At 64.5% G+C, this 23783-nt stretch carries 19 protein-coding genes and 1 pseudogene; 5 read left to right on the forward strand and 15 right to left on the reverse strand.

Annotated elements, in window-relative coordinates:
• Nucleotides 1–26: 26 nt before the first annotated feature.
• The 5 genes from WC585_RS06045 to WC585_RS06065 form a co-directional block, all read right to left on the reverse strand.
• Nucleotides 27–575 (reverse strand): hypothetical protein, encoded by a 549-nt coding sequence (locus tag WC585_RS06045; RefSeq protein WP_373256711.1) that lies wholly within the window; start codon nt 573–575, stop codon nt 27–29.
• 82 nt (nt 576–657) lie between these two features.
• On the reverse strand, nt 658–1290 hold the full coding sequence (locus tag WC585_RS06050; RefSeq protein ID WP_373256713.1) for a LysE family translocator: 633 nt from the start codon (nt 1288–1290) through the stop codon (nt 658–660).
• Nucleotides 1291–1336: 46 nt separating this feature from the next.
• Nucleotides 1337–1906 (reverse strand): hypothetical protein, encoded by a 570-nt coding sequence (locus tag WC585_RS06055; protein ID WP_373256714.1) that lies wholly within the window; start codon nt 1904–1906, stop codon nt 1337–1339.
• 109 nt (nt 1907–2015) lie between these two features.
• Nucleotides 2016–2477 carry a translation initiation factor IF-2 gene (locus WC585_RS06060; RefSeq protein WP_373256715.1) on the reverse strand — a complete coding sequence of 154 codons (462 nt, stop codon included), beginning with the start codon at nt 2475–2477 and terminating at the stop codon, nt 2016–2018.
• Nucleotides 2478–2571: 94 nt separating this feature from the next.
• Nucleotides 2572–3813, reverse strand: coding sequence for an argininosuccinate synthase (locus WC585_RS06065; protein WP_373256716.1), 1242 nt, complete (start codon nt 3811–3813; stop codon nt 2572–2574).
• A 152-nt stretch (nt 3814–3965) separates the two neighbouring features.
• Between WC585_RS06065 and WC585_RS06070 the strand changes: the two genes are divergently transcribed.
• Complete coding sequence (locus WC585_RS06070) at nt 3966–6248, forward strand: NADP-dependent malic enzyme (RefSeq protein WP_373256718.1); 2283 nt, start codon at nt 3966–3968, stop codon at nt 6246–6248.
• On the opposite strand, the gene WC585_RS06075 is transcribed toward WC585_RS06070, so the two are convergent.
• Nucleotides 6235–7932: an MFS transporter gene (locus WC585_RS06075; RefSeq protein ID WP_373256720.1), complete on the reverse strand. Its 1698-nt coding sequence runs from the start codon at nt 7930–7932 to the stop codon at nt 6235–6237. The two genes, WC585_RS06070 and WC585_RS06075, sit on opposite strands and share 14 nt — an antisense overlap.
• Nucleotides 7933–7971: 39 nt before the next feature.
• The gene (locus WC585_RS06080; RefSeq protein WP_373256721.1) at nt 7972–9492 is read right to left on the reverse strand and encodes a response regulator; all 1521 of its coding nucleotides are present in this window, start codon (nt 9490–9492) and stop codon (nt 7972–7974) included.
• Between the two features lie 247 nt (nt 9493–9739).
• On the opposite strand from WC585_RS06080, the gene WC585_RS06085 reads away from it, so the two are divergent.
• The 3 genes from WC585_RS06085 to WC585_RS06095 all read left to right on the forward strand — a co-directional run bounded on the left by WC585_RS06085 (nt 9740) and on the right by WC585_RS06095 (nt 11508).
• Nucleotides 9740–10678: a helix-turn-helix transcriptional regulator gene (locus tag WC585_RS06085; RefSeq protein ID WP_373256723.1), complete on the forward strand. Its 939-nt coding sequence runs from the start codon at nt 9740–9742 to the stop codon at nt 10676–10678.
• Complete coding sequence (locus WC585_RS06090) at nt 10651–11058, forward strand: hypothetical protein (protein WP_373256724.1); 408 nt, start codon at nt 10651–10653, stop codon at nt 11056–11058. The genes WC585_RS06085 and WC585_RS06090 overlap by 28 nt, the downstream gene beginning before the upstream one ends.
• A gap of 129 nt (nt 11059–11187) precedes the next feature.
• Nucleotides 11188–11508, forward strand: coding sequence for a hypothetical protein (locus tag WC585_RS06095; RefSeq protein WP_373256726.1), 321 nt, complete (start codon nt 11188–11190; stop codon nt 11506–11508).
• 46 nt (nt 11509–11554) lie between these two features.
• Here the strand turns inward: WC585_RS06095 and WC585_RS06100 are convergent.
• Nucleotides 11555–12508, reverse strand: a pseudogene (locus WC585_RS06100) (ATP-binding protein); the annotation flags it as partial.
• Nucleotides 12509–12546: 38 nt separating this feature from the next.
• Between WC585_RS06100 and WC585_RS06105 the strand changes: the two are divergent.
• Nucleotides 12547–14205, forward strand: coding sequence for a recombinase family protein (locus WC585_RS06105; protein WP_373256727.1), 1659 nt, complete (start codon nt 12547–12549; stop codon nt 14203–14205).
• Nucleotides 14206–15651: 1446 nt separating this feature from the next.
• Here WC585_RS06105 and WC585_RS06110 read toward each other — a convergent pair.
• From WC585_RS06110 to WC585_RS06140, 7 genes are all read right to left on the reverse strand, one after another.
• Entirely contained in the window at nt 15652–16113 is a 462-nt protein-coding gene (locus tag WC585_RS06110) for a hypothetical protein (RefSeq protein WP_373256729.1), read from the reverse strand.
• A 163-nt stretch (nt 16114–16276) separates the two neighbouring features.
• Nucleotides 16277–16627: a DUF3147 family protein gene (locus WC585_RS06115; RefSeq protein WP_373256731.1), complete on the reverse strand. Its 351-nt coding sequence runs from the start codon at nt 16625–16627 to the stop codon at nt 16277–16279.
• Entirely contained in the window at nt 16628–17251 is a 624-nt protein-coding gene (locus WC585_RS06120; protein ID WP_373256733.1) for a transmembrane anchor protein, read from the reverse strand. It lies immediately after the preceding gene.
• Nucleotides 17252–17266: 15 nt separating this feature from the next.
• The gene (locus tag WC585_RS06125; protein WP_373256735.1) at nt 17267–17995 is read right to left on the reverse strand and encodes a HupE/UreJ family protein; all 729 of its coding nucleotides are present in this window, start codon (nt 17993–17995) and stop codon (nt 17267–17269) included.
• Nucleotides 17992–21168 carry an efflux RND transporter permease subunit gene (locus WC585_RS06130; protein WP_373256737.1) on the reverse strand — a complete coding sequence of 1059 codons (3177 nt, stop codon included), beginning with the start codon at nt 21166–21168 and terminating at the stop codon, nt 17992–17994. Before WC585_RS06130 ends, WC585_RS06125 begins: the two co-directional genes overlap by 4 nt.
• Nucleotides 21169–21179: 11 nt before the next feature.
• Nucleotides 21180–22433, reverse strand: a complete 1254-nt coding sequence (locus WC585_RS06135) for an efflux RND transporter periplasmic adaptor subunit (RefSeq protein WP_373256739.1) — start codon at nt 22431–22433, stop codon at nt 21180–21182.
• Nucleotides 22430–23743, reverse strand: coding sequence for a TolC family protein (locus WC585_RS06140; protein ID WP_373256741.1), 1314 nt, complete (start codon nt 23741–23743; stop codon nt 22430–22432). Before WC585_RS06140 ends, WC585_RS06135 begins: the two co-directional genes overlap by 4 nt.
• Nucleotides 23744–23783 lie beyond the last annotated feature (40 nt).

Genomic DNA, 23783 nt, shown 5'->3' on the forward strand with positions numbered 1-23783 from the left:
CCAGACTTATCCTGTCGTATCCAAGGCTACATCGCCCGGGCGACGCGGGGGCCGATGTTCTCGATCACTTCCCGCGCGTTGAAGGCATTGGGATCGTTGGCAGGTTTCGGGCCGCGACCAATGACGATCTCGGACGTAGCTTCGTAACGGTCAATCTGGCGAACGTCGAAGTCAGGGCCGAAGGGCTCACGCCAAGGGCTCCAAAGGCCGCGACGCGAATAGCGCCACGACGGGCCCCAGAATCGCGAATACCGGTCGTAATAGAAGGGGTCGCTTCCGCCGGTCAGGCGGGTGTCGCGATCAGTGGCGCGGTTGACGGTGGTAAACCAGTCCCCGCCGTTCTCGACAGTAACTTCTGCTGCACGCAGCAGAAGCGACATCTCGACCTGGTCGCGCGAGGTCACGGAGTTGCCGGCGAAGTTGACCCGGAAGCGGTCGCCTTCGATCCTTTGCTGGGAGTAGCCGTATCGGCTGTCGGGGCTGGCGGGGGCATAGGGGGTGGCGGTGGCGCAGGCCGACAGGGCGAGCGCAGCTGTCGCCGCCAGAAGCACGGGCTTGAACATACGCATCTTCATGAATTTTCTCCTTGGCGATCATACAGGCGCCAGAATAGTTGAACGGGACATGAACAAGCCGGTTCCTGCGGCCGATCGTCCGCTACAGTCGCGTCAATATAAGTACGCAGGCCGCCAGCAACAGGATGCCGGTCAGCAGGCCGAAACCGCGCCGGAACCGGCGCTCTGACATCCGCCGCGCCAGGGCGGCTCCGCCCAAACCATAGGCGGACATCGACAGCACATCCATGCCGATGGTGGCGACCGCGAACAGGGCCAGTTGGGGCGCGGCCGGGCGGTTCACATCAAGGAATGGCGGCAGGACGGCGGTGAAGAACAGCACGGCCTTGGGATTGGCGATCTGGACCATGAAGCCGTCGACCAGGGCGCTGCGGCCGGGCCGGACCGTCGTGTCCTCGGGATCGGCAGCCGTACGGAAGGCTCCGCGCAGAGCCTTCAGCCCCAGCCAGGCGACATACAGCGCACCGGCGACGGAGATCAGGCGAAAGGCTTCAGGAAACGCCACGACCAGCGCACCCAGACCCAGGGCCGCCGCTCCGAACCAGACCAGGGTCGCGGCATTCATGCCCAGGACCCCCAGCATGGCACCGGCCTTGCCCCGCGCCACGCCATTGGCGACAGAAAACAGGTTGGCCGGTCCCGGTGTTATGGCCATGACGGCCATGACCCCCAGGAAGGTCAGATACAGATGCGGATCGACGGGCAAGCTGGCCATATCAGGCCCTGTCGGGCCGTCCGGTCACCCGGTCAAGGGGGCGGGATCAGTCTTCGTCGGGCGCAGACGCTTCGGCGGCGGCGCGGGCCACCTCGGCCTCGGCCTGTGCGGTCGCTGCGGCGATCTCCGCCGAGGCTTCGTCGATCGAGTCCATCGCCTCGCCGACGGCATAGTCGGCCATCAGACCGTAGGTGGCCATGTGCTCGGGATCGTTGGAGGCCCAGGCTCCGTTGGTGGCCACGCCTTGCGCCGTCGCCATGGCCCCCGACAGATCGGCCTGACTCATGGCGTCACCGACCAGCGCCTCGACATCGATGTCGGCCAGGGCTTCGGCGGCAATGGCGGGGGCGACCTGGCTGGCCAGGGTAGTGAAGGCCATAACGTCCGGCTGATATTCGGTCCAGAGGGCGGCGATCCGCAGGCCCTTCTGCTCGTCGGTCAGGTCGGCATCCTCGGAAATGGCCTCGGCGCGTTCGCCGAAGGTCTCCATCCGGGCCTCGAAGGCCTCGGCGGCGGCTTCGAGCGCGTCTTCGGAGGGGCCTCGGACATCACCGGCGACGGCGGCGGAGATGGGCAGCAGGGCGAGGGCTGCGGCGAGGGAAAGGGCCTTGATCATCGGGGCGCTCCTTGTGGATGCGCTCAAGCTCTGCCCATACCCGCACGATCTCAAGTGAAATCGCGGTAAGGCGGCGAGGTCAGACCCCACCGCCTTGATCGTGCGAAACTTATTGAGGAACGGCGGGGGCGGCTGCAGAGGCTGCGGCGGCAAGGACATCGGTCTTGGCCTTGGCGGGAACGCCCGTGATCTCGGCGGTGATCATCGGGATCATCTGTGCCATTTGAGCCTGCTGTTCAGCCGGAGCAGTGGCGGATTGAGCCGTGATGAAGGCGGCCACTTCGTCACCGAAGGCGTCGGCTTCAGGCTGGTAGCGGGCGACGATGACATCCAGATCGGCGTTCGCCTTAGCCGTGTCGCCGGCAGCAGCCGTGACGGCCGACTGCATTTCGGTGGCCATCTGCTGCATACGTGCCCCGAACGCTTCCCCCTTGGCCTGAAGAGCGGCTTCTTCGGCCGACGGCGCGGCTGGAGCGGCGGGTGCCGGAGCTGGCGCAGGAGCGTCTTGTGCAAAGGCAGGAGCGGCGAAGGCGAATACGGCCGAGGCGGCCAGAACAGCGCGGAATGACATGGCAAAGGGTCCTGAAATCATTGAGCGGAGCCCATGCTCCTGAGCCCAAGGTGGCGCCATTTCACGGCGAGGGCGAGATCATTTGTGGCAGGCGTCAGTCCTGATTGCGCTTTGTCCGCTTGCCGAGCACCCGCAGGCGCAGGGCGTTCAGCTTGATGAAGCCCTCGGCGTCGTGGTGGTCATAGGCCTGGACGCCTTCCTCGAAGGTGACCAGGTCCTGATCGTACAGGCTCTGGTCGCTTTCGCGACCGATGATGGTGACATTGCCCTTGTACAGCTTGACGCGAACGGTGCCGGACACGTTCGCCTGCGAGTGATCGATGGCGGCCTGCAGCATTTCGCGCTCGGGCGAAAACCAGAAGCCGTTGTAGATCAGGTGGGCGTATTTGACCGCCAGTTCGTCCTTCAGATGCATGGCCCCGCGATCCAGGGTGATCGACTCGATGCCCCGGTGCGCGGCCAGCAGGATGGTGCCGCCGGGCGTCTCATAGACACCACGCGACTTCATGCCGACGAAGCGGTTCTCGACCAGGTCCAGACGGCCGACGCCATTGTCGTGACCCAGTTGATTCAGTTTCGTCAGGATCGTGGCGGGCGACATGGTCTCGCCGTCGATGGAGACGGCGTCACCCTTTTCGAAACCCAGGGTGAAGACGGTCGGGGTGTCGGGCGCATCCTCAGGGGCGATGGTGCGCTGATGCACGAACTCGGGGGCTTCGACCGCCGGGTCTTCCAGCACCTTGCCCTCGGAGGAGGAGTGCAGAAGGTTGGCGTCGACCGAAAACGGGGCCTCGCCGCGCTTGTCCTTGCTGATCGGGATCTGATGCTTCTCGGCGAAGTCCAGCAGGGCCTCGCGGCTGCGGAACTCCCACTCGCGCCACGGGGCGATGACATGGATGTCGGGGTCCAGGGCATAGTAGCCCAGCTCGAACCGGACCTGGTCGTTGCCCTTGCCGGTTGCGCCGTGACAGACGGCGTCGGCTCCCACCATCCTGGCGATCTCGATCTGGCGCTTGGCGATCAGGGGCCGGGCGATGGAGGTGCCCAGCAGATACTGACCCTCATAGACGGTGTTGGCGCGGAACATCGGAAAGACGAAGTCGCGCACGAACTCCTCGCGCAGATCGTCGACGAAGATGTTCTCGGGCTTGATGCCCAGCTTCAGGGCCTTCTCGCGGGCGGGGGCCAGTTCCTCGCCCTGGCCCAGGTCGGCCGTGAAGGTGATGACCTCGGCATTATACTCGGTCTGCAGCCACTTCAGGATGATCGAGGTGTCCAGGCCGCCGGAATAGGCGAGGACGACTTTCTTGATGGGCTTGGCGGGGGCTGCGGACATGGCGTGATCCTTGGTCAGACGCGGGGGAGGCGTCTTTGGCCGCGCTTAAAGGACCAGACGGCCTGCAATGCAAGTGTGGCGGTCCTTACGAAGGTTGTCCCCGCGTCAGCACGGCTCTAGGACAGAGGGGTTCCCAAGACCGAAAGCCGACCATGCCCGACCTGACCGACAAACAGACCTTCTCCGACCAGGACGCTCTGGACTTCCACAGCCATCCGACGCCGGGCAAGATCTCCATGGCCCCGACCAAGCCCATGGCGACCCAGCGCGATCTGTCGCTGGCCTATTCGCCGGGTGTGGCCATTCCGGTGCTGGCGATCGCCAAGGATGTGGACAAGGCCTACGACTACACAGCCAAGGGCAATCTGGTCGCGGTTATCTCCAACGGCACCGCCATCCTGGGTCTGGGCAACCTGGGTCACATGGCGTCCAAGCCGGTGATGGAGGGCAAGTCGGTCCTGTTCAAACGGTTCGCCGACGTCGACAGCTTCGACGTGGAGGTGAAGACCACCGACCCGGACGAGTTCATCACCGTCGTCAAGAACATCGGCGACACCTGGGGCGGCATCAATCTGGAGGATATCAAGTCCCCCGAATGCTTCGTGATCGAAAGCGAGCTTCAGGACCTGCTGGACATCCCCGTCTTCCACGACGACCAGCACGGCACGGCCATCATCTCGACCGCCGGTCTGATCAATGCCTGTCATGTGACGGGCAAGCGGATGGAGGATATCAAGGTGGTTCTGGCCGGGGCCGGCGCGGCCGGGCTGTCGTCCATCGCCCTGATGAAGGCGGCAGGCGTCAAGGCCGAGAACACCGTCATCTGCGACCGCGACGGCGTGGTCTACAAGGGCCGCCCCTCGGGCATGGACCAGTGGAAGGCCGCGCACGCGACCGACACACCCCTGAGAACCCTGGCCGAGGCCATGGTCGGGGCGGATGTCGTGCTGGGCCTCTCGGCCAAGGGGGCGATCACCAAGGAGATGGTGGCGTCCATGGCCCCGCGTCCGATCATCTTTGCCATGGCCAATCCGGATCCGGAGATCACCCCCGAGGATGTGTTGTCGGTGCGATCCGACGCCATCATCGCCACCGGTCGATCGGACTATGTGAACCAGGTCAACAACGTCCTGGCCTTCCCCTATCTGTTCCGCGGGGCCCTGGACGTGCGGGCCCGGCGCGTGAACCACGAGATGAAGATCGCCTGCGCCCAGGCCCTGGCCATGCTGGCGCGCGAGGATGTGCCGGACGAGGTCGCCGCCGCCTATTCGGGGCGCAAGCTGAAGTTCGGGCCGGACTACATCATCCCCACGCCCTTCGATCCGCGCCTGATCTGGTACATCCCGCCCTTCATCGCCCAGGCGGCGATGGATACCGGCGTGGCCCGTGTGGCGATCGAGGACATGGACGCCTATCGCACGTCGCTCAGGGGCCGGATCGATCCGTCTGCGGCCTTGATGCAGAAGATTTCCTCGGCCGTGCGCGCCGCGCCGGACAAGCGGGTGGTCTTTGCCGAGGGCGAGGAGACCACCGTCATCCGCGCCGCCTGGGCCTTCAAACAGGCGGAACTGGGCACGCCCATCCTGCTGGGCCGCGAGGACCTGATCCGCAAGAACGCCATCGAGGCGGGTCTGGATTTCGACGCCCTGGGCATCGAGATCGTCAACGCCCGGGTGTCCGACAAGAATACCGAATACACCGACTTCCTGTACGAGCGCCTGCAGCGCCGGGGCTATCTGCGCCGCGACGTCCAGCGGATGATCAATCAGGACCGCAACTATTTCGCTGCCTCGATGGTGGCGCGCGGCGATGCGGATGCGGTGGTGACCGGCTCGACCCGCAACTTCAACATGGTGCTGAAGGAGGTCCGGCGCGTCCTGGACGTCAAGGAGCGGATGATCGGCCTGTCGATCCTGCTGGCCAAGGGGCGGACCCTGTTCGTGGCGGACACCTCCATCCACGAACTGCCCGACGCCGAGGAACTGGCCGAGATCGCCATCCAGGCGGCGGCGGCCGTGCGTCGCCTGGGCCGGACCCCGCGCGTGGCCTTCCTGTCCTATTCGACCTTCGGCAACCCGCCCGGCGACCGGGGCGAAAAGGTACGCGAGGCGATCCGCATCCTGGACCGCAAGGGCGTGGACTTCGAATACGAGGGCGAGATGCCGCCGGAATTGGCGCTGGATCCCGAGGCGCGGGCCAACTACGCCTTCATGCGGCTGAGCGCGGATGCCAACGTCCTCGTCATGCCGGCCATCCATTCCGCCTCGATCTCGACGCGGCTGGTCCAGGCTCTGGGCGGGGCGACCGTGATCGGACCCCTGCTGGTCGGGCTGGAGAAGTCGGTGCAGATCGTCAGCCTGGGGGCCTCGGTGTCAGAGATCATCACTGCCGCCACCTTCGCCGCCTACGACGGCGAAGTCGTCAGCGAGGGCTGACCGTTTCTCCCGTGCGGTCGAGCTTGCGACACTCGGCCGCCAGCCGGATCCATTCCAGGAGGCAGAAGACGACGGCGATGCCGCCCAGTGCGGCGGCGAACAGGAAGACCGGGGCGAACCCCTGGTTCTCGATCATCTCGCCCAGCGCCCCACGCCCCAGGGTGCCGATCAGCAGGGCCAGCGACGTGAAGACCGCAAACTGGACCGCGCCAAACATCCGGCTGGACAGGGCCGAAAGATAGGCGACGAAGGCCGCGCCTGCGAAACCACCCGCGATGTTCTCCCCCGCGATGGCCAGCATCAGACGCGCCATCGGCTCGCCCGCGCCAAAAGCACCGAACAGAGCGTACAAACCTGTCGCCTCCATGAAGCGGCCGATAACCGGCGCGCCCATGGCGAGGTCCACGAACAGCAGATTGGTCGCCGCCGCCAGGACCGCCCCGATCAGCAGCGACGCCATTCGCCCTATGGCCAACAGCGCCCAGCCGCCCAGGCCGATACCGATGATGGTCATGACGACGCCGAACGTCTTGGAGGCCAACGCTACCTCGCTCTTGGTGTGGCCCAGCGCCCCGCCCGTGTCGCCCATGTAGAAGGGAAACGCGAAGGGGCCCCAGACGCCGTCGGTGATGCGATAGGTCAGGATCAGACCCAGCACGATCAGCGCCCCCCAGCCCAGCCGCCCCATCAGCTCGACCAGTGGGGCCAGGATGGCGTCATAGAGCTTCGTCAGGACTGGCCGATCCCCCGGTGCCGGCGTGGCGACCTTGCCGCGCCAGACCACGAACCCGGCCAGGGCGCAGGGCAGCAGGACGGCGGCGGCAATGATCCACGGCCCCCAAGTGCCGGTGAATTCGCCCGCGCTTGGCGCGGGCGTGGTGGTCAATGCCGTGACCATGAAGTTCACCAGCATAAAGGCCGCCCAGGCCCAGGCCGCGAGCGTGGCGATCAGGGCGATCTGGCGCAGACGCGGCGAACCGAGGCGCTCCTTGGCGATGGCCTGGGGCGGTGCAGGCGTGGGCTCGGGCGCGATCAGTGTGCCCAGCACCCCCAAGCCCATCAGCATGCCGCTCAACATATAGGTGACGGGCCAGCCTACCGCGTCGGCCAGCAACAGACTGCCTGCGCCGCCCACGAGTGCCGCGCTGCGTGATCCGAACTGATAGATGGTGGACAGAAGGTCCAGCGGCGCACCCGGTCCTGCGACCTCGATCCGCCAGGTGTCGATGACAATATCCTGAGTGGCCGAAGCGAAAGCGGCCAGGGCGGCGGCGATGGCCAGGGGCACCAGAGTACTGCCCTCGGGATTGGAAAAGGCGATGACGAACAGCGCACCGATCACCACGACCTGACAGCCGATCAGCCAGCTGCGGCGACGGCCCAGCCGCTTTCCGATCACGGGGGGACGGATGCCGACCAGGGGCGACCACAGGAATTTGAAGGCTGCGAAAAGCCCAACCCAGGACAGGATGCCGATCGTCGATATGGCGACGTCGGCATCCGTCAACCAGGCGTTCAGCGTGCCCAACACCATGGTGATCGGCAGGCCCGCAGAGAACCCCAGCAGCAGCATGGCCAGGGTGCGCCGGTCGCGGAAGGCGACCTTGATGACGCCCAGACCCTTGGGCGTGGTGTCGGTGACGGCCAGTGGTTCAGTGGGCATGCGGGCAGGGGTGTCGTTCATTCGGTCGGCGTCTCCAGCAGACGCCCCCGCGTCTTCAAATCAGACGGCGACCTTGGCGCGGACGTCCCGGTTCGTCCAGCGGGCAAGTGTCGATCGCAGCGCTTCCAGCTCCAGCGGCTTGACCAGATGGTCATCCATCCCGGCCTCCAGACAGGCCCGCCGATCCTCGGCGAAGGCATTGGCGGTCAGGGCAATGATCGGCGTCCGGTCGCCTGCGGCCCGGATGGCGCGCGAGGCGGTCGGCCCATCGACGCCGGGCATACGCATGTCCATCAGTACCAGGTCGTAACGGGCGCGTTTCAGGGCGGCGATGGCCTCGGCCCCGTTGGCGGCGGTCTCGACCGCGCAGCCTTCGCGCTTCAGCAATGTGGTCGCCAGCAGGGCCCCGACCGGATTGTCCTCGACCAGCAGCACGCGGGTGCCGGAAAAGCGCGAAGGGATAACGCGGTCGTCGTCGGAAGGGGTCTGGCGCAGGCCGGTCATGCTGCTGCTTTGGCCGATTGCTGCCAGCACCCGCTCGGCCAGGGAGGCGCGGCGCAGAGGCTTGATCAGATAGCCGTGAAAACCGGCCGAGCGATAGGCGGCGATCCGCTCGCGCTCCTCCGGCTTCAGTAGGACGATGGCGCGGACATCGGCGGGGCGCGGGACCAGGGCGTGGCCATCAGGCCGTGCGGCGTGGTCGATCAGGACGACCGGAGCCTGAGTATGGACCTGACCGCCCGACGCCTCGATCTGGGCGGTGGCGGCGGCACGGACGAAGGGGTCGGGACTGACGATGCCGACGGTGCGGCCTTCGAGCTCGCGCAGTCGCTGTGTGCCCTTGGCGACGGGGAAGTCAGCGGTGAAGCGGAAACGGGCCCCGGGGCCATCGGGCCGGTCGGACACCTCTACCTGTCCACCCATGGCGTCGGCCAGGCGGCGTACGACAGCCAAGCCCAGACCCGCGCCGCCGAAGCGGGAGGCGTCCGAGGCATCGACGTGGCCGAACTCCTCGAAAATGCGAGCGCGGGCCTCGGGAGGAATGCCGGGTCCCGTGTCATCGATGATGAAGGCCAGGCGAGGCTTTGACGCCGGTCCGCCCGCGCGCTCGACGCTGATGCGGACCCCGCCCGTTTCGGTGAACTTCACCGCATTGCCAGCCAGGTTAAACAGCACCTGGCGCAGACGCCCCTCATCGCCGATGATGTCGGGCGCGTCGGCGGCGACGGACCAGGCGATCTCCAGCCCGCGTTCATGGGAGCGGGGGCTCAGCAACTCGGCGACCCCGCGCACCAGGGCTTCCAGATCGACGGGGGCGGAATCGAACTCCAGCTTGCCGGCTTCAAGGCGGGCATAGTCCAGCAGGTCGTTGACCAGGCCCAGCAGGTGTTCGGCCGAGGAGCGCGCGGCGTCCGCATAGGCGCGCTGGGCCCCGTCCAGCTTGGTGCGCGACAGCAGGCCGAGCATGCCGATCACCCCGTTCAGGGGGGTGCGCATTTCGTGGCTCATCAGGCGCAGGAACTGCTGCTCGGGCGCTGCCGCAGTGCTGTCGTCTGATTGGGCTTTGTTCTGCCGCGCCATCGTCGTCTCCTGACGGGACGACATTGCCGCAAACCCCTTAACTTTGGCTCAAGCGGTCCGGCGGGGCCTGGTCAAATGCCGCCCGCTATTGGGCCGCACTCTTTCGTGCCGCACATCAGTGACGGGGTCGTAGTGCCTTCCGTGGCAACGCCGCTGTGTTATTGCTGACTTGCCAAATGTAACGCCCTGTAACACGCTAGGTGGTCAGCGAATCGTGGAGACAAGCTGCACGTGTAGCGAGTGTTGAATGCTCACGCCGAAAGAAATGCTCTGTTTATCGGGCGTCGCCAGGCATCTTCAGGCCGACGAGATTGCGCGGGAGCTCGGCCTCTCTCCGAAAACCGTCGAAACCCACCTCGCCAACATCCGCAAGAAACTTGGCGTCTCTAGCAGCCGTGTCGCGGTCAGGCGTGTGTTTGGCGAAAGCCTACAGACTGAACCCGTAGAGGGTTTTTCCTCGATACCTCAAAGTGAGGATCATCTGCACGCTGACCTTCTCAACGGGGGAGGTTGGTATGCCGAGGACCATCAGACAAGTGCCGGAATGGTATACGCGGGACTGGTCGCCAGCGACCGCGCGCAACGAGCTGAGCGCCATGAAATGGGAGGATGTGGAGACCGCGATCGACACGCTGATCTCCAATCCGGAGAAGCGGCAAAAGCCCAAGCACCTCGTCAGGGCGCTCTGGTTGGCGAGCACAGACATGCCGACAATGAATTTGCTCCAGCAGCTTTTGCTGACAATGGCGAAATGCCTGGACCCGACTCGATCATCAGAGATGAAGGCTGGAGAATCGGTCATTCCCACACCGGCGAATGGGCCGATGCCGCGATGGAGCTACACGGATCTGGAGGTCGCCCTGTCCTACACCTGGTCGGGTCTGGCGCTGGAAATAGCCATAGCCCGTCATCACGATTGTCTGATGTTTCGGGACGACCGGTTGTCGGGGGCGGCAACGGCACGACAGTTGATGCTGCTGGTTTGCGGGCTCCCCACGCCGAACGCACTCCAGTTCAGAGCGGAAATCGATCAACGCCCGAGTTCGGCCAGAGCGGCCTGACGCCCGAGCTTCTATTTCGGACGCTGGTGCTGATGGGTTCAATCCTTGGGCTCACGATTCTCGCGCTCGCCCTCTTAACAGTGCAGAACTTCTCGCTATGGTTGCAAAACCTGCTATTCCAGTAGGCGAGGAAGCCAACATGAAACGTATTGAACTTGCCCGTGGCACCGTGACGGGTGTCGCTGAAACCCTGTTCCAAACTGAAGACGCGATGGATCATGCGATCAGTCAGATTGCATGTTTTGCCCAAGCCCTTCCATCAGCAGGGAAGGAGGCGGGCTTTGCCGCTACGCGCGGCCAGGCCGTCTATGAGCGATTGGCAGAAGCCATGGTCGCCCAATCCCAGGCTCGCGCCAGGATTGTAGAGGTGCATGAGCTTCTGGCGGAGCTGAAGGCTGACTCGCACATGCGAACGGTCGCCATAGGTGGGGGATCGAAAGACACGCCCGTAGGCGGCACAATTCCGCCTGGCAACCACCTTGCCGTGGTGCACGCCGCCGGGTGATGGTGTCGGGGCGAGGGCCCCGTGATTCATGTAACGCTTGTCGAATGGTATGGTCTGGGGGCGCTCCTCCTTGTCTGTCTTCTCGCATTATGGAGGGGAGGAGCGCCTGAGCGCAGGGCTACCGCAGCCGTGGCTATATGCTGGGTGGCATCCGTAATCGTCGATAACGACGGGTCCAGAGGCGTTCAGTGGGCCATTCTGGCTGTCGACATCCTTCTGGCGGTGTGGCTGGCGGTTCAAGCTCTGAGCAGCGTCCGGCTATGGCTCATGTTGGCCGCAGGGGCGCAGATCATGATCCTGCTGACGCACGTCGGCTTCGCCCTGACGCCTGCGATGATGCAGGAAGGATTTTTCAGCGCCTACTATATCTGGAGCTATGTCGTGCTTCTCGCGCTGGCTTTGGGCTGTCTTCTAAGGCGTCGGAAGACTGCTCAGCAGCACCAAGGGTAGCTGCCTGCCCTCGTCGGCACTTTTGCCAATCGAGTCTCCGGCTGCCTCAGAAAGCAGAGGTGCTGTGATGATTGGTCTGGCGTTCGAAATCGCCCTGAGCCCCGACGGTGGTGCGGCGATAGATCAGGGCCTCGGCGATGTGGCGGCGCAGCACGCCCTCGCAACCGTCTAGATCTGCGATGGTGCGCGCCAGACGCAGGGTTCGGGTCCAGCCGCGCGCGGTCAGGCCCCCGGCCTCGCCCGCCCGCATCAGAAGGGCGCGCCCCGCCTCGTCCGGCCGGGCGAAGCGGTCCAGCGTCTCGCCCGAGGCGCGGGCGTTGATGGCCTGATCGCGGGCGATGTCCGGATCGATCCCGGCGGCGCGCAGGCGGTCCTCCTGCATGGCACGGGCGGTCTGGACGCGGGCCGAGGCCTCGGCGGTGCCTTCGGACGGCGGCGGCAAGGCCATGTCGGCGGCGGTCACCGGTGGCGTCTCGACCGTCAGGTCGATACGGTCGAACATCGGGCCGGAGATGCGGTTCTGATAGTCCCGCTGACAGCGTGGAGCCTTGCCGCACGCACCGCGCCCGCCGCCGCCCAGACCGCATCGGCAGGGGTTCATGGCCGCGATCAGCTGGAACCGCGCCGGATAGCGGACATGGGCATTGGCGCGGGCCACCACGATCTCGCCCGTCTCGAGCGGCTGGCGCAGGCTGTCCAGCGCCTGGGCCGAATATTCGGGCAGTTCATCGAGGAACAACACGCCGTTGTGAGCCAGCGACGCCTCGCCCGGCTTGGCCTTGTGCCCGCCACCCGTCAGCGCGGCCATGGAGGCGGAGTGGTGAGGCGCGCGAAACGGACGTTCGCGGGTCAGGGAGCCACGCTCGATCATCCCGGCCACCGACCAGACCATGGAGGTTTCCAGCAGTTCCTTGGGCGTCAGCGGCGGCAGAAGACCCGGCAGGCGCGCCGCCATCATCGACTTGCCCGAGCCGGGCGGGCCGACGAACAGCATGTTATTTGTTTAACAGCCCAGGAATTTCGTTTAGGCGATTGGTCATGTTGGCCGTCGCTTACGCTCGTTGGAGTTCGCTTGAACAAGGCAAAGGATCGACCCTGGAGCGGCAGCTTCAGGTGGTCGAGCGCTACTGCACGCAGCACGAACTGGAGATTCTCGAACGAGTAACCGACGAGGGGTCAAGCGCCTATGCCGGCACCAATGTCCAGACCGGTAACCTCGGGAAGATAGTCAGCCGAGTCGAGGCTGGGCAGCTTCCCCGAGACATCACAATCGTCGTGGAACAGCTCGACCGGATTAGTCGTCTTCCGCCCGCCCAGGTGATCGCTTGGATTCAAAAAGTAACGACGCTCGGCGTCACGATTGCCACGGCCAATGACGGCTACATCATCAACACGGACACCATCAGCACCAATCTCATGGGCTTCATGGGGTTGGTGTTCAACTCATTCCGAGCGCACGAAGAGAGTCGTCATAAAAGCGAGCGGCTGTCAGCAAGTTGGAAGATTAAGCGAGACCGGCTCGGGCAAGCTGATATCCGGCCGATCACTGGCGTATGCCCTGCATGGCTCCGCATAGATGCAAACAAGGCAGCATTCGAGATCGTGCCTGACCGGGCAGCGATCGTGCACGAGATTTTCCAGCGGACGTCAGAAGGCGAAGGGAAACGTGCCATCACCTCTGACCTAAATCGGCGAAACGTCGAACCTTGGGGAAGGGGGAAAAGCAAGGCGTCCGCCTGGCACTCCAGCTACGTCCAGAAGATCCTGCAAAACCCTGCAGTGATCGGCGAGTTTCAGCCGCACACCAAGCCCCGTGGATCGGCTCGTCGTGTCCCTATCGGCGACCCAATTTCAGGCTATTACCCCGCAGTAGTTTCCGAAACGCTGTGGGCAACCGTGCGAGCCCAGCGCCCTGCTGTTCCCGGCAACGATGGACAACGGGGACAGGTCCGAAACTTGTTGAGCGGACTTTGCCGATGTGGGCACTGCGGTGGTTCCATGGCCTTTCAGCTGAAGTCACCTGAGGGGGTTAGGATGCGCAAAGGCGTAGCGCATCCCCAGCGTCAGGCGAGCTATCTCAGCTGTGCATTGAGAGTGCGTGGAGGTCCCTGCGATCACGACAAACATTATCGATATGAGGCGCTTGAACACGGCATTCTCGAAGCCTTCCTGACGACTGCATTGTCCGACCACTACTTTGAGAATTCAGATGGCATGGCGGGTCTAGTCGACGCTGAATACCGGGCATTGCGTGAACTTGAGCGGGCGAAGGAGCGAGCTGGTCGGATGCTCGACCTGTACGAGGAAACAGGCGACGCAGAGGTTCGCCAGCGCTGGACCGCAGCCCGGTCAGAAATAGCCACAGCCGTGTCATCCACCGCTGATCTGAAACGAAGGCTAGAACAAGCCAGAGGAGCCGTCAGTCCCGAGCGGCACATCGAGCGGGTGGTCGCCGTCCATCATCTTCTGCACGGGCCAGAAACAGAAGAGCGACGTGAAGCTCGATCAATGACGGCGAATAGCCTGCGAGAACTGATCGACCACATCGAATTTGCGGGTGATCTGTATGTAGCGATCAGGGGTGCCCCGACGGTGCTGAAGATTGATCCACTCGGCACCATTCTGGCGGAAGTCACGCTGTCTGGGACGCCCGAAGATGCCCACATCGCTGCCAAAAATGCTCTTCGGGCCCAGTGAGGTGCCTATGATTCTTGGGCGATCCCGGCAGGTCGCACCGGGATTTCCAACGCTAGGTTATAAGCGTTCACGACCTACACGGCCAAACCCGGCGTGATATCGAACTCCCGGCGATCTGAACCAGCTTTTGCTGATGCTCGGGACAACTCGCTCCAGATCGCAGGGGCGCTAAAAAGCGCAGGCCAACTCCTGTTACTCTTTGCTCGTGAGCATCGATTAGGTTTCGCAGCATGGTGTGATCATCGTTTCACCCATCAACATCGATTAGTCTTTGCAACATGTGTAAGGTACTGTTTTCATTGAACATGTGATGCGAATTTTGTAGACTTTGTCTGCAAATACTTCTATACGGCTGACCTCGCTTTTGGGGAGGCCATTCGATGCCAGATGCCAATCAGAACGCTCTACTGCTGACGCAGAACGGCATGCAGCCAACAGCGAATGATCACCTCGGGGTACCACTGCAGTCCGTTGCCGAAAGAACCTTGGATCTTCCCGGAAATCCCGGAACTCAGTGGGGTCGTTGTGCCCGACTCCGGCCTAATCCGAACTGCTGAAAGTCCGACCCACGAAGCGTGATGCGGTATCTCAGCGCCCTGTAATTGAGGGTTATTCGACACTTACACATTCCACAGTTCTCACTCGTGTCGAGCTCGCTCGGCGCAGCCCGGAGTCATGCCATGTCTGCAATGAAAAGAGGCCTGCCTTCTGGCTTGCAAACTGCTGACGATCCTGCCCCGAGGGGGCCGTACTTGGCCAAAGTCCATGCGCTCACTGGCCTGAGCGCCGCGAGGGTGATCTGCAGCATCGACAGCGGTATCGGTCAGGCGCAGTTCGCACGACTCGCAGCGAAGGTTGTCAGCGGTGAGATCCTAGGTCGGCGGGTTGATCGTGGAATGATTCCGAACAGCGTTCTCACCGGTGAGTGGCGTCGGAACGGCACTATCCAGTCCGCTACCCACCTGTTCACCAGTGAGGATGAACTCCGGTGTGTTCACGAACATTCTGTCATCCGGCCCGACCTAGCCAGGCGTGGATATCACTGCATCCTTCTCAAACATGGGAAGCCCAGGCGGCCAGGCTTGCCCGTGCCTTGGCGATCATCCGAATGGCGAATTGGAAATGCTGAGACACTCATTGTGGAACTCACACGTGAGCCCGGTTTCAGCTCTTTGAAGTTGGTGCGAACGTTCGGCCGCGACGAACCCGTCCGGCTCCAGTCCACGCTTAGGGTCGTTACCGGGAACGGCTTTCCCATATAATCAATCTCGAGACCTTCGATCCTGGCGACTGTGCAAGCACAATCGTGATCACCATCAGGAGGGACGATCCTGCTGACGACCCCGAACCTAAATGGATGATATTTTTGTATCGATCCGCGAGATCATTTCCGACGAAGACGCCCCCCAGCCCCATCGCCGGGAGGCGTCTAACTAACGGTGCTGGCTACGACTTCGACGGCTTCTTCGGCTTGAAGCGAGTTTGAAGTTCTGCGGCGGCCTTGGCCAAAGCAGCATCGAAAGATCCCGTCAGAGCTTCTTGCCTTAGCGGCGGGAGGATCTGACGGAGGTCGCCGAGCGACTTGCACACGATGGTGTCGTTCGTGCCCTTCAGCTTCAGCCGCATGGCACCGTAACGAATGGCGAAATGGACCTTGCCGTCATCATCGATCGTCCACCACGGCGAGACCGAGCGGGTCTCGTGCGTCGTGACCACCTCGTTCGTGCCTTGTTCCATCTGTTTGCGCACCTTCGTTTTCGTGTGCGCTTCACCCTGCTCAATGGCGTCAATCAGCTTGATCTGATCAAGTAGGCCCGCGGCCAGTTTGCGACGGCGCACCTGCACCGGCTCATAGACGGCTCGGCGTTCGCCGCCAGCGGTCAGTTCTAGTTTGTCCAAAACGCTCATGTAGGCCTCCATCGGTTGATGAAGGCCCCTTCCGGTCAGATCGGCTGAGAGACAACGCCTAGTTCAAGTCCCGACCGTCCGCTTCTAACTCATGGCGGACCTTCCGTAGGTCCGCTCTCGGTCGGTGGAGACGCTCCGTTCCATCGCGTCGCAGGCACGTCGTTCACAGCCGCAGGCCGAACCTCGGCCCGAGCCAGATCATGACGCTATAGAGCACGATGGTCAGCAGGCATCCGGCGATCAGGGCCGCCCAAAAGTTGACGCCCGCTCTAAGCAAGGCAGGGATCACGAGAAACATCGGCAGGGATGGCAGGACGAACCAGAAGGTCGCCTGGGCATGGTCCGCCATATTCGTGACATCAGGTCGCTCGCGCCACAGCCAGATCATGCCCAGAACCGAGATCAGCGGCAGCGAAGCAATAAGTGCGCCAAATCCAGGGTAGCGTCTGGATACAGTCGAGATCGCCGCGATGATTACGCCGGAGAGCGCGGCCTTGAGGATGAAGTAAAGCATCTAGACCACCCGTTTGACCTCTGAGTATGCGCCCGTGGTCTGGAGCGTGATGGTCACCGGCTCGCCGGTGCGGTTGCGCCAGAACCAGCCGTGACTACCCGTAAAGGCGGCGACGAGTTCGCCCTCGACCCGTTGCTCCGAGCCCTTGCCATAGCCGTGGTAGGGCGTGCCGGGGCGGTCGGCGTGGGTGTCGAAATTGACCGCTCCGCCGCTGCTCGTCCATGTGAATTCGACGCGCGCGCCTTGCTCCATCACCAGCTTGATCTCGGCACCCTGATCGGGCGCGAGGGTGATGATGGTTTCGTCTGTGCGTTGACTGGCCGGGGTGGAAGCCGTTCCGGCCGGGGTGGCCGGGGCAGTGGTGGTTACGACGGCAGGGGCGGACGCCGCCACGGCCAGTCCCGCCTCTTCAGCCTCGGCTTCGGCGGTGAGTTGCATCTTGATGCGGCCCATCTCGGTCAGACCGAGCACTGAGCCGATGCGCGTGGGGTCGACGCCGTATTCGGCGGGAAGGACGACGGTGACCAGAAGGACGGTCGCGATGACAGCGGCGATGCCCGTCGACTTCAGCAGCTTGCCGGTCGAGGGCAGTTCGGAGGCGTCGGGCTTGTTGGCGTTATACATGGGTTAGGTCTCCGGTCAGGCGACGAAGAAGCCGACGAGCTGATAGCCCGCCAGGATGAAGCCGAGGGTCATGACGACCACATTGGCGGTGTAGGCGTGACGCCAGAAGCTGGAGGACTTCCGCCAGAAGCTCATGACGATCAGGATGGCCCCAAGCGCCAGTAGCTGGCCGATCTCGACGCCGACGTTGAAGGCCAGCAGATTGCCGATCAGGCCGTCGGGCGACATGTTGAAGTCCTGCAGTTTGGTCGCCAGGCCGAAGCCGTGGAATAGGCCGAAGACCAGAGTCGCCGCCTTGGTATTCGGCTGGAAGCCGAACCAGCGCTGATAGGCCCCCATGTTGTCGAGGGCTTTGTAGACGACCGACAGGCCGATGATGGCGTCGACGAGGTAACTGGAAACGCTGACGTCGGTCAGCACGCCGAGCAGCAGGGTCGAGGAATGGCCGATGGCGAACAGCGTCACATAGATCGAGATGTCCTTCATTCGGTAGAGGAAGAAGATCACCCCGAGCAGGAACAGCAGGTGGTCGTAGCCGGTGACCATGTGCTTGGCCCCCAGATACAGGAACGGCCAGAACAGGAAGCCGGAGGTTTCCTGAATATAGCCCTTGTCGCCGTCGGCGACGCCGTGGGCGAAGGCGGCGGTCAGGCAGCCGTTGAGGAACAGGATCAGCAGCCCCAGCACAAGGACGCCGGAAGGCGTCCTTAGCCAGGCCGCCCATCGATGGGTCGTGGCGGTCATGCGTTTCTCCGGTTGAAGGGAAGACGGTTCATCCAGGCGGGCCGCGCGCCCGCAGGGCGTAGCGGACGGCCGTGGACTAGGCTGTAGAGGGCGGGCAGCACGAGCAGGGTCAGGATCGTCGAGGAGATGATCCCGCCGATCACGACCGTCGCAAGCGGGCGCTGGACCTCGGCCCCGGCGCCCACGTTCAGCGCCATGGGCACGAAGCCGAGGCTGGCGACCAGGGCGGTCATCAGCACCGGCCGCAGCCGGGTCAGGGCGCCCTCGCGGATGGCCTCGCCGACCGGCTTGCCCTCGGCGATCAGGCTTCGGATGAAGCTGACCATGACGACGCCGTTCAGGACGGCGACGCCGGACAGGGCGATGAAGCCGACCGCCGCCGAGATGGACAGGGGCAGCCCCCGCATCGCCAGGGCCGCCACGCCGCCGGTCAGGGCCAGGGGCACGCCGGAGAAGACGATGGCGGCGTCCTTCACCGACCGGAACAGGGCGAAAAGCAGACCGAAGATCAGCAGCAGCACCACCGGCACGACCAGCTGCAGCCGCTTGGCGGCCGAAATCAGTTGCTCGAACGTGCCGCCGTAGCTGATCCAGTATCCGGCCGGCACCTCGACCTCGGCCCCGACCTTCTCCTGAACCTCGGCGATGAACGAGCCCAGGTCGCGGCCCCGCACGTTTGCGGTGACGACGACGCGGCGCTTGCCGTCCTCGCGGCTGATCTGGTTCGGACCGGTCTCGACCGCGATGGTGGCGATCTCCTCCAGCGGCACGAAGGCGGTCCCGCCGGAGCCCGGTACGGGGATGCGGAGACGGCCGATGCTCTCGGTATCCTGCCTCAGGGTTTCGGGCAGGCGGACCACCACGTCGAAGCGCCGATCACCTTCGAACACCTGACCGGCGACGACGCCACCGATCGAGGCCGACACCACCTGCTGGACGTCGTCCATGCTGATGCCCAGCCGCGACAGGGCGGCGCGATCAGGTCTGATCTGGAGCACGGGCAGGCCGGTGACCTGTTCAACCGAGACGTCCTCGGCCCCCTCGATGCCGCCGATCACGCCTTCGACGGCGTTGCCGACCTCCAGCAACTGGTCGAGGTCGTCGCCGAACACCTTGATGGCGACGTCGGCCCGCACGCCGGACAGCAGTTCGTTGAACCGCATCTGGATCGGTTGGGTGAACTCGTAGTTGTTGCCGGGAATTTCGGCGACGGCCGACTGCATCTCCGCCAGCAGTTCGGCGCGGGGCTTCCTGGGGTCCGGCCAGTCCTCGCGGTCCTTCAGCATGATGAAGGTGTCGGCCACCGAAGGCGGCATGGGGTCGGTGGCGATCTCGGCGGTGCCGATCTTGGCCACGACCCGCTCCACCTCGGGGAACTGAGCGATGCGCCGCTCCAGCGCCGTCTGCATCTGCACGGCTTGGCTGAGCGACGTGCCCGGGATGCGCAGGGCGTGCAGCGCGATGTCGCCTTCGTCGAGGTTCGGGATGAACTCCGACCCCATCCGGCTGGCCCCCAAGGCCGCGATCGCGACCAGGGCGACGGCCACCGCGACGAAAGCCACCCGCAGCCGCAGGGCCATCTCCAGCGCCGGCTGGTAGAACCGGCGCGCGCCCCGCATGACGAAGCTGTCCTTCTCCTCCACCTTGCCGGTGACGAACATGGCGACGGCGGCAGGGACGAAGACCAGTGACAGGACCAGCGCGCACGTCAGGGCGATTACGACCGTGATCGCCATTGGATGGAACATCTTCCCCTCCACCCCGGTCAGGGCGAAGATCGGGACGTAGACGAGGGTGATGATCAGGACGCCGAACAGCGACGGCCGGATCACCTCGCTGGATGCTGAAGCGGCCAAGGCGAAACGCTCGTCGCGGGTCAGCAGGCGACCGTGCTGATGCTGGGCCTGGCCAAATCGGCGCAGGCAGTTCTCAACAATGATGACAGCCCCATCGACGATCAGGCCGAAGTCCAGCGCGCCCAGGCTCATCAGATTGCCAGAGACGCCTGTCTGGACCATGCCTGTGATGGTCATCAGCATGGTGATGGGAATGACGGCTGCGGTAATCAGGGCGGCGCGGATGTTCCCGAGCAGCAGGAACAGGACGACGATGACAAGGAGCGCCCCTTCGACCAGGTTCTTCTCGACGGTGTGGATGGCTCGGTCCACGAGATCGGTGCGGTCGTAGACCGGAACGGCTCGAACCCCCGCCGGTAGGGCCTCGGCGGCTGTTTCCAGCCGCGCGGCGACGGCCTGGGCGACAGTGCGGCTGTTCTCTCCCACCAGCATGAAGACGGTGCCCAGCACGACCTCGCGGCCGTCCTCGGTCGCAGCGCCGGTGCGCAGTTCCTCGCCCATGATCAGATCGGCGACGTCCGCGACCCGAACCGGCACACCGTTGCGATTGGAGACAATGATGGCACCGAGGTCGTCCAGGCTCTCGGCCTGACCCGGCACGCGAACCAGATATTGCTCGCCGAACCGTTCGACATAGCCAGCGCCGACGTTGGCGTTGTTGCGGTTCAACGCCTCCACAACCTCGGCCATCGTGACGCCGTAAGAAACCAACCGGTCCGGATATGGCGTGACGTGATACTGACGCTCGAAGCCGCCGATGGTGTTGACGTCAGTGACGCCCGGCGTGTTGCGCAGTTGCGGACGGATGACCCAGTCCTGGAGCGTCCGAAGGTCTTCGGGCGTATAGAGTTCGCCGTCGGGGCGACGCGCGCCCTGTTCGGCCTCAATCGTATACATGAAGATTTCGCCGAGCCCGGTTGCGATGGGACCCAGCTCGGGGGTCAGACCCTCCGGCAGCTGGCCCCGCGCGGCCTGGAGCCGTTCATTGACCAGTTGGCGCGCAAAATAGATGTCGGTGCCATCCTCGAAGACAACCGTCACCTGGCTGAGGCCGTAGCGCGAGACCGAGCGGGTATATTGCAGCCCCGGCACCCCAGCGACGGCGGTCTCGACCGGGAAGGTGATCCGCTGTTCGGCCTCCAGCGGCGAGAAGCCGGGCGCCTCGGTGTTGATCTGGACCTGGACGTTGGTGATGTCGGGCGTGGCGTCGATGGGCAGACGCTGGAAACTCCAGACGCCGACCGCACAGGCCAAAACCACGAGCGCCATGACGATCCAGCGGAACCGGATCGACAGCGCGATGATGCGTTCAAGCATGGTCCGCGCCCCTAGTGGTCATGGCTCGCGCCGGACTTCTCGACGTCCGCGCGGATAAGGAAGGCTCCGTCCACCACATAGTCGGTGCCCGGTTCGATACCGCCCAGAACCTCGGTCCACTCCGGCGTGCGGCGACCCAACTCCAGCATCCGCACCTCATAGGTCGTGCCGAAGCGAGCATAGACGACGGTGAAGTCGCGGAACGGCTGGAGTGCGCGGGTCCGAACAGCCAGGGGAACCTGGCCCGCCCCGACCTGCACCTCACCGGAGACGCCGAGCCCGGGCCGCCAGATGCCGCCCTGATAGGGTAGATCGACGTGTGCGATCAGAACCTGGCTGGTCAGGTCGGTAGAGGGCAGGACCGCCTCGATCCGGCCGTTGAAGGTGTAGTCGCCGGCTAGGCTCTTCACTACGACCGGCTGGCCCGCCCGGACCCGTTCGGCGTCACGGGGATAGAGCAGAAACTCGGCGTGGAGCCGGGTGGGATCGCCGATCATCAGCATCGGCTCGCCGCCGCCGGTGATGGAGCCGACGTTGACGTTCTTGGCCACGATCATGCCCGAGATAGGGGCAGTGACTGCATAGGTTTGGAGGCTCTCGCTCGACTCCACCCGGGCGATAACCTGCCCGCGCGAAACCCGGGTTCCGAGTTCGACGTTCAGGGCCATGACCCGGCCCGGATAACGGGCATGGACCTCGGCCTGACCCTCGGGCGTGATCTCGACCCGTCCGGTCAATGCCAGGCTCTCCCCCAGCGTCGCGGGACCAACACGTTCCACCGATACGCCACCAGCCCGGGCGGCGTCGGCGGCAATGGTCGTGCGACCCTCATAGGAAGCATAAGCCCAGCGGTGCTGCTTGCCGGAGTGGGCGGCGGTGACCGTCACGTCGAACGAGTGCGGCTCGGCTACGACCCCAGGACCGGTGAGGTAGTCGTTCTCGGGCGTGAAGGTGAACCGATCGGTCTTCGGACCTGTTCGGCCCAAGGCGATCGTCGCCTGCACCAGCGTCGGATCGACCGGCTTGTCGTTGAGATACGGGTAGAGGCGGAACAGGGGTTCCGGTCCGTCTTCATAGATGGTGACCTCAAGCGCAAAGTCGCCGTCTCGCAGCATCCGCCCGCGATGCGGACCGCGTTCGTACTCTCCGGCGGCAACCTCGGTCCCAGCCTCTTCAGCTGGACCCTGCCCGCAGGCGGACAATCCAGCCGTCAGGACCATGAACAATGCGGCGATCAGGCCTCGCGATTTCGTGGAGCAGATCATGGGCGGGTCTCCAGGCCGAGCAGGCCGGCATGCGCGCCGGTCAGCCGGTCAAGGCGGGCGCGATCAAGGTGGAACTGTTTCAGCACGGCGACATGTCGGGCCTTGGTGGTGAGCAGCGCGTTCTGGGCGGAGATGACGTCGTTGTAGGTGAAACCGCCTCGCGCGAAGCCTTCGCGGACGAGCACCACGGCGCGATCAGCCTGGGGCAGGGTCTCGCTGGTGATGCGACGCGCCTCCATAGCGCGCGAAGCCAGCAGGACCTGAAGCCGAGCGATCTCGCGCTCGCGCTCCTCCCGCAGCGCCACCATGTCGGCCTGTGCGGCCAACCCATCAAAGCGCGCGCGGTCTATAGCGGCCTCATTGCGATCATAACGCCCTAGCGGAATGGAGCCGCCGACGACCAGACCCAGGTCCTGACCCTCCCAGAAGTGGCGGACGCCGACGCTGACCGTGGCGTCCGGCGTGGCGCGGGCCTGTTCGACCCGGCCCCTCGCCTGGGCCACATCGCGCTGGGCGGCCAGAACGGCGAGGTCGATCCCGGACGCCTCGCCCGCGACGTCCCGGGCCGCGCTCGTGTCTTCGAAGTCTGCCGAATTCAGAGAAAAGTCAGACGTGCCGGTCCAGAACCGGCCGAGGGTGGCACGGGCCAGGCGCGCCTGGATTTCGGCCTGGTCGTAATCAATCTGGGCCTGGGCCAGTTCGGCCTCCGCGCGGGCCCCGGCGAACAGCGGATCACGCGCCATGTCGACGCGACGCTGCACCTCGGACTGGAAGCGTTCGGCCAGGGCCAGACGTTCACGGGCGATTTCAAGGTCAGCCTGGGCACCGAGCGCTTCCGCCCAGGCGCGCTGGACCTGCTCCAGGCGATCAAGCCGCCGGATCGCTGCCTCGGCCTGGACCAGAGCGCTTTCGCCGCGTGCCAGATCGACCCGGGCTGGACGATCGCCACCGCGCTCGATCCTCTGTTCATAGGACAGAGTCGTCTCGGTCCGGCCCAGAATGTCGCCGCCGCCCAGAGTGGGCAGGTTTTCGATCATGAGCCCGAGCGTCGGGTTGGGCCGCACATCGGCCTGTCGCACAGCGGCGTCGCCGGCACGTGTCCGCGCGTCCAGACCCGGCAGGGCAGGATCTACAGCGGAAGCGCGTGCGAGCGCCTGCTCCAACGAGATCGTCGGGATCAAAACAGCTGCGCCAGTGGGGTCCTGGGCCAAGGTTGGGTGTGACAGCAGGGCCGCCAGCGAGAGTGCCAGTGCCGAAACGGCTGCTGCACGCGCGCACGACCCGGCTACGCCGGTGTTCGGGGTCTTCAAGGAAATCTCCGGGAAACGGGTTGCGCGCAGCCGAAAGGGC

This window comes from Brevundimonas sp., assembly GCF_041648055.1.
Taxonomy (GTDB): domain Bacteria; phylum Pseudomonadota; class Alphaproteobacteria; order Caulobacterales; family Caulobacteraceae; genus Brevundimonas.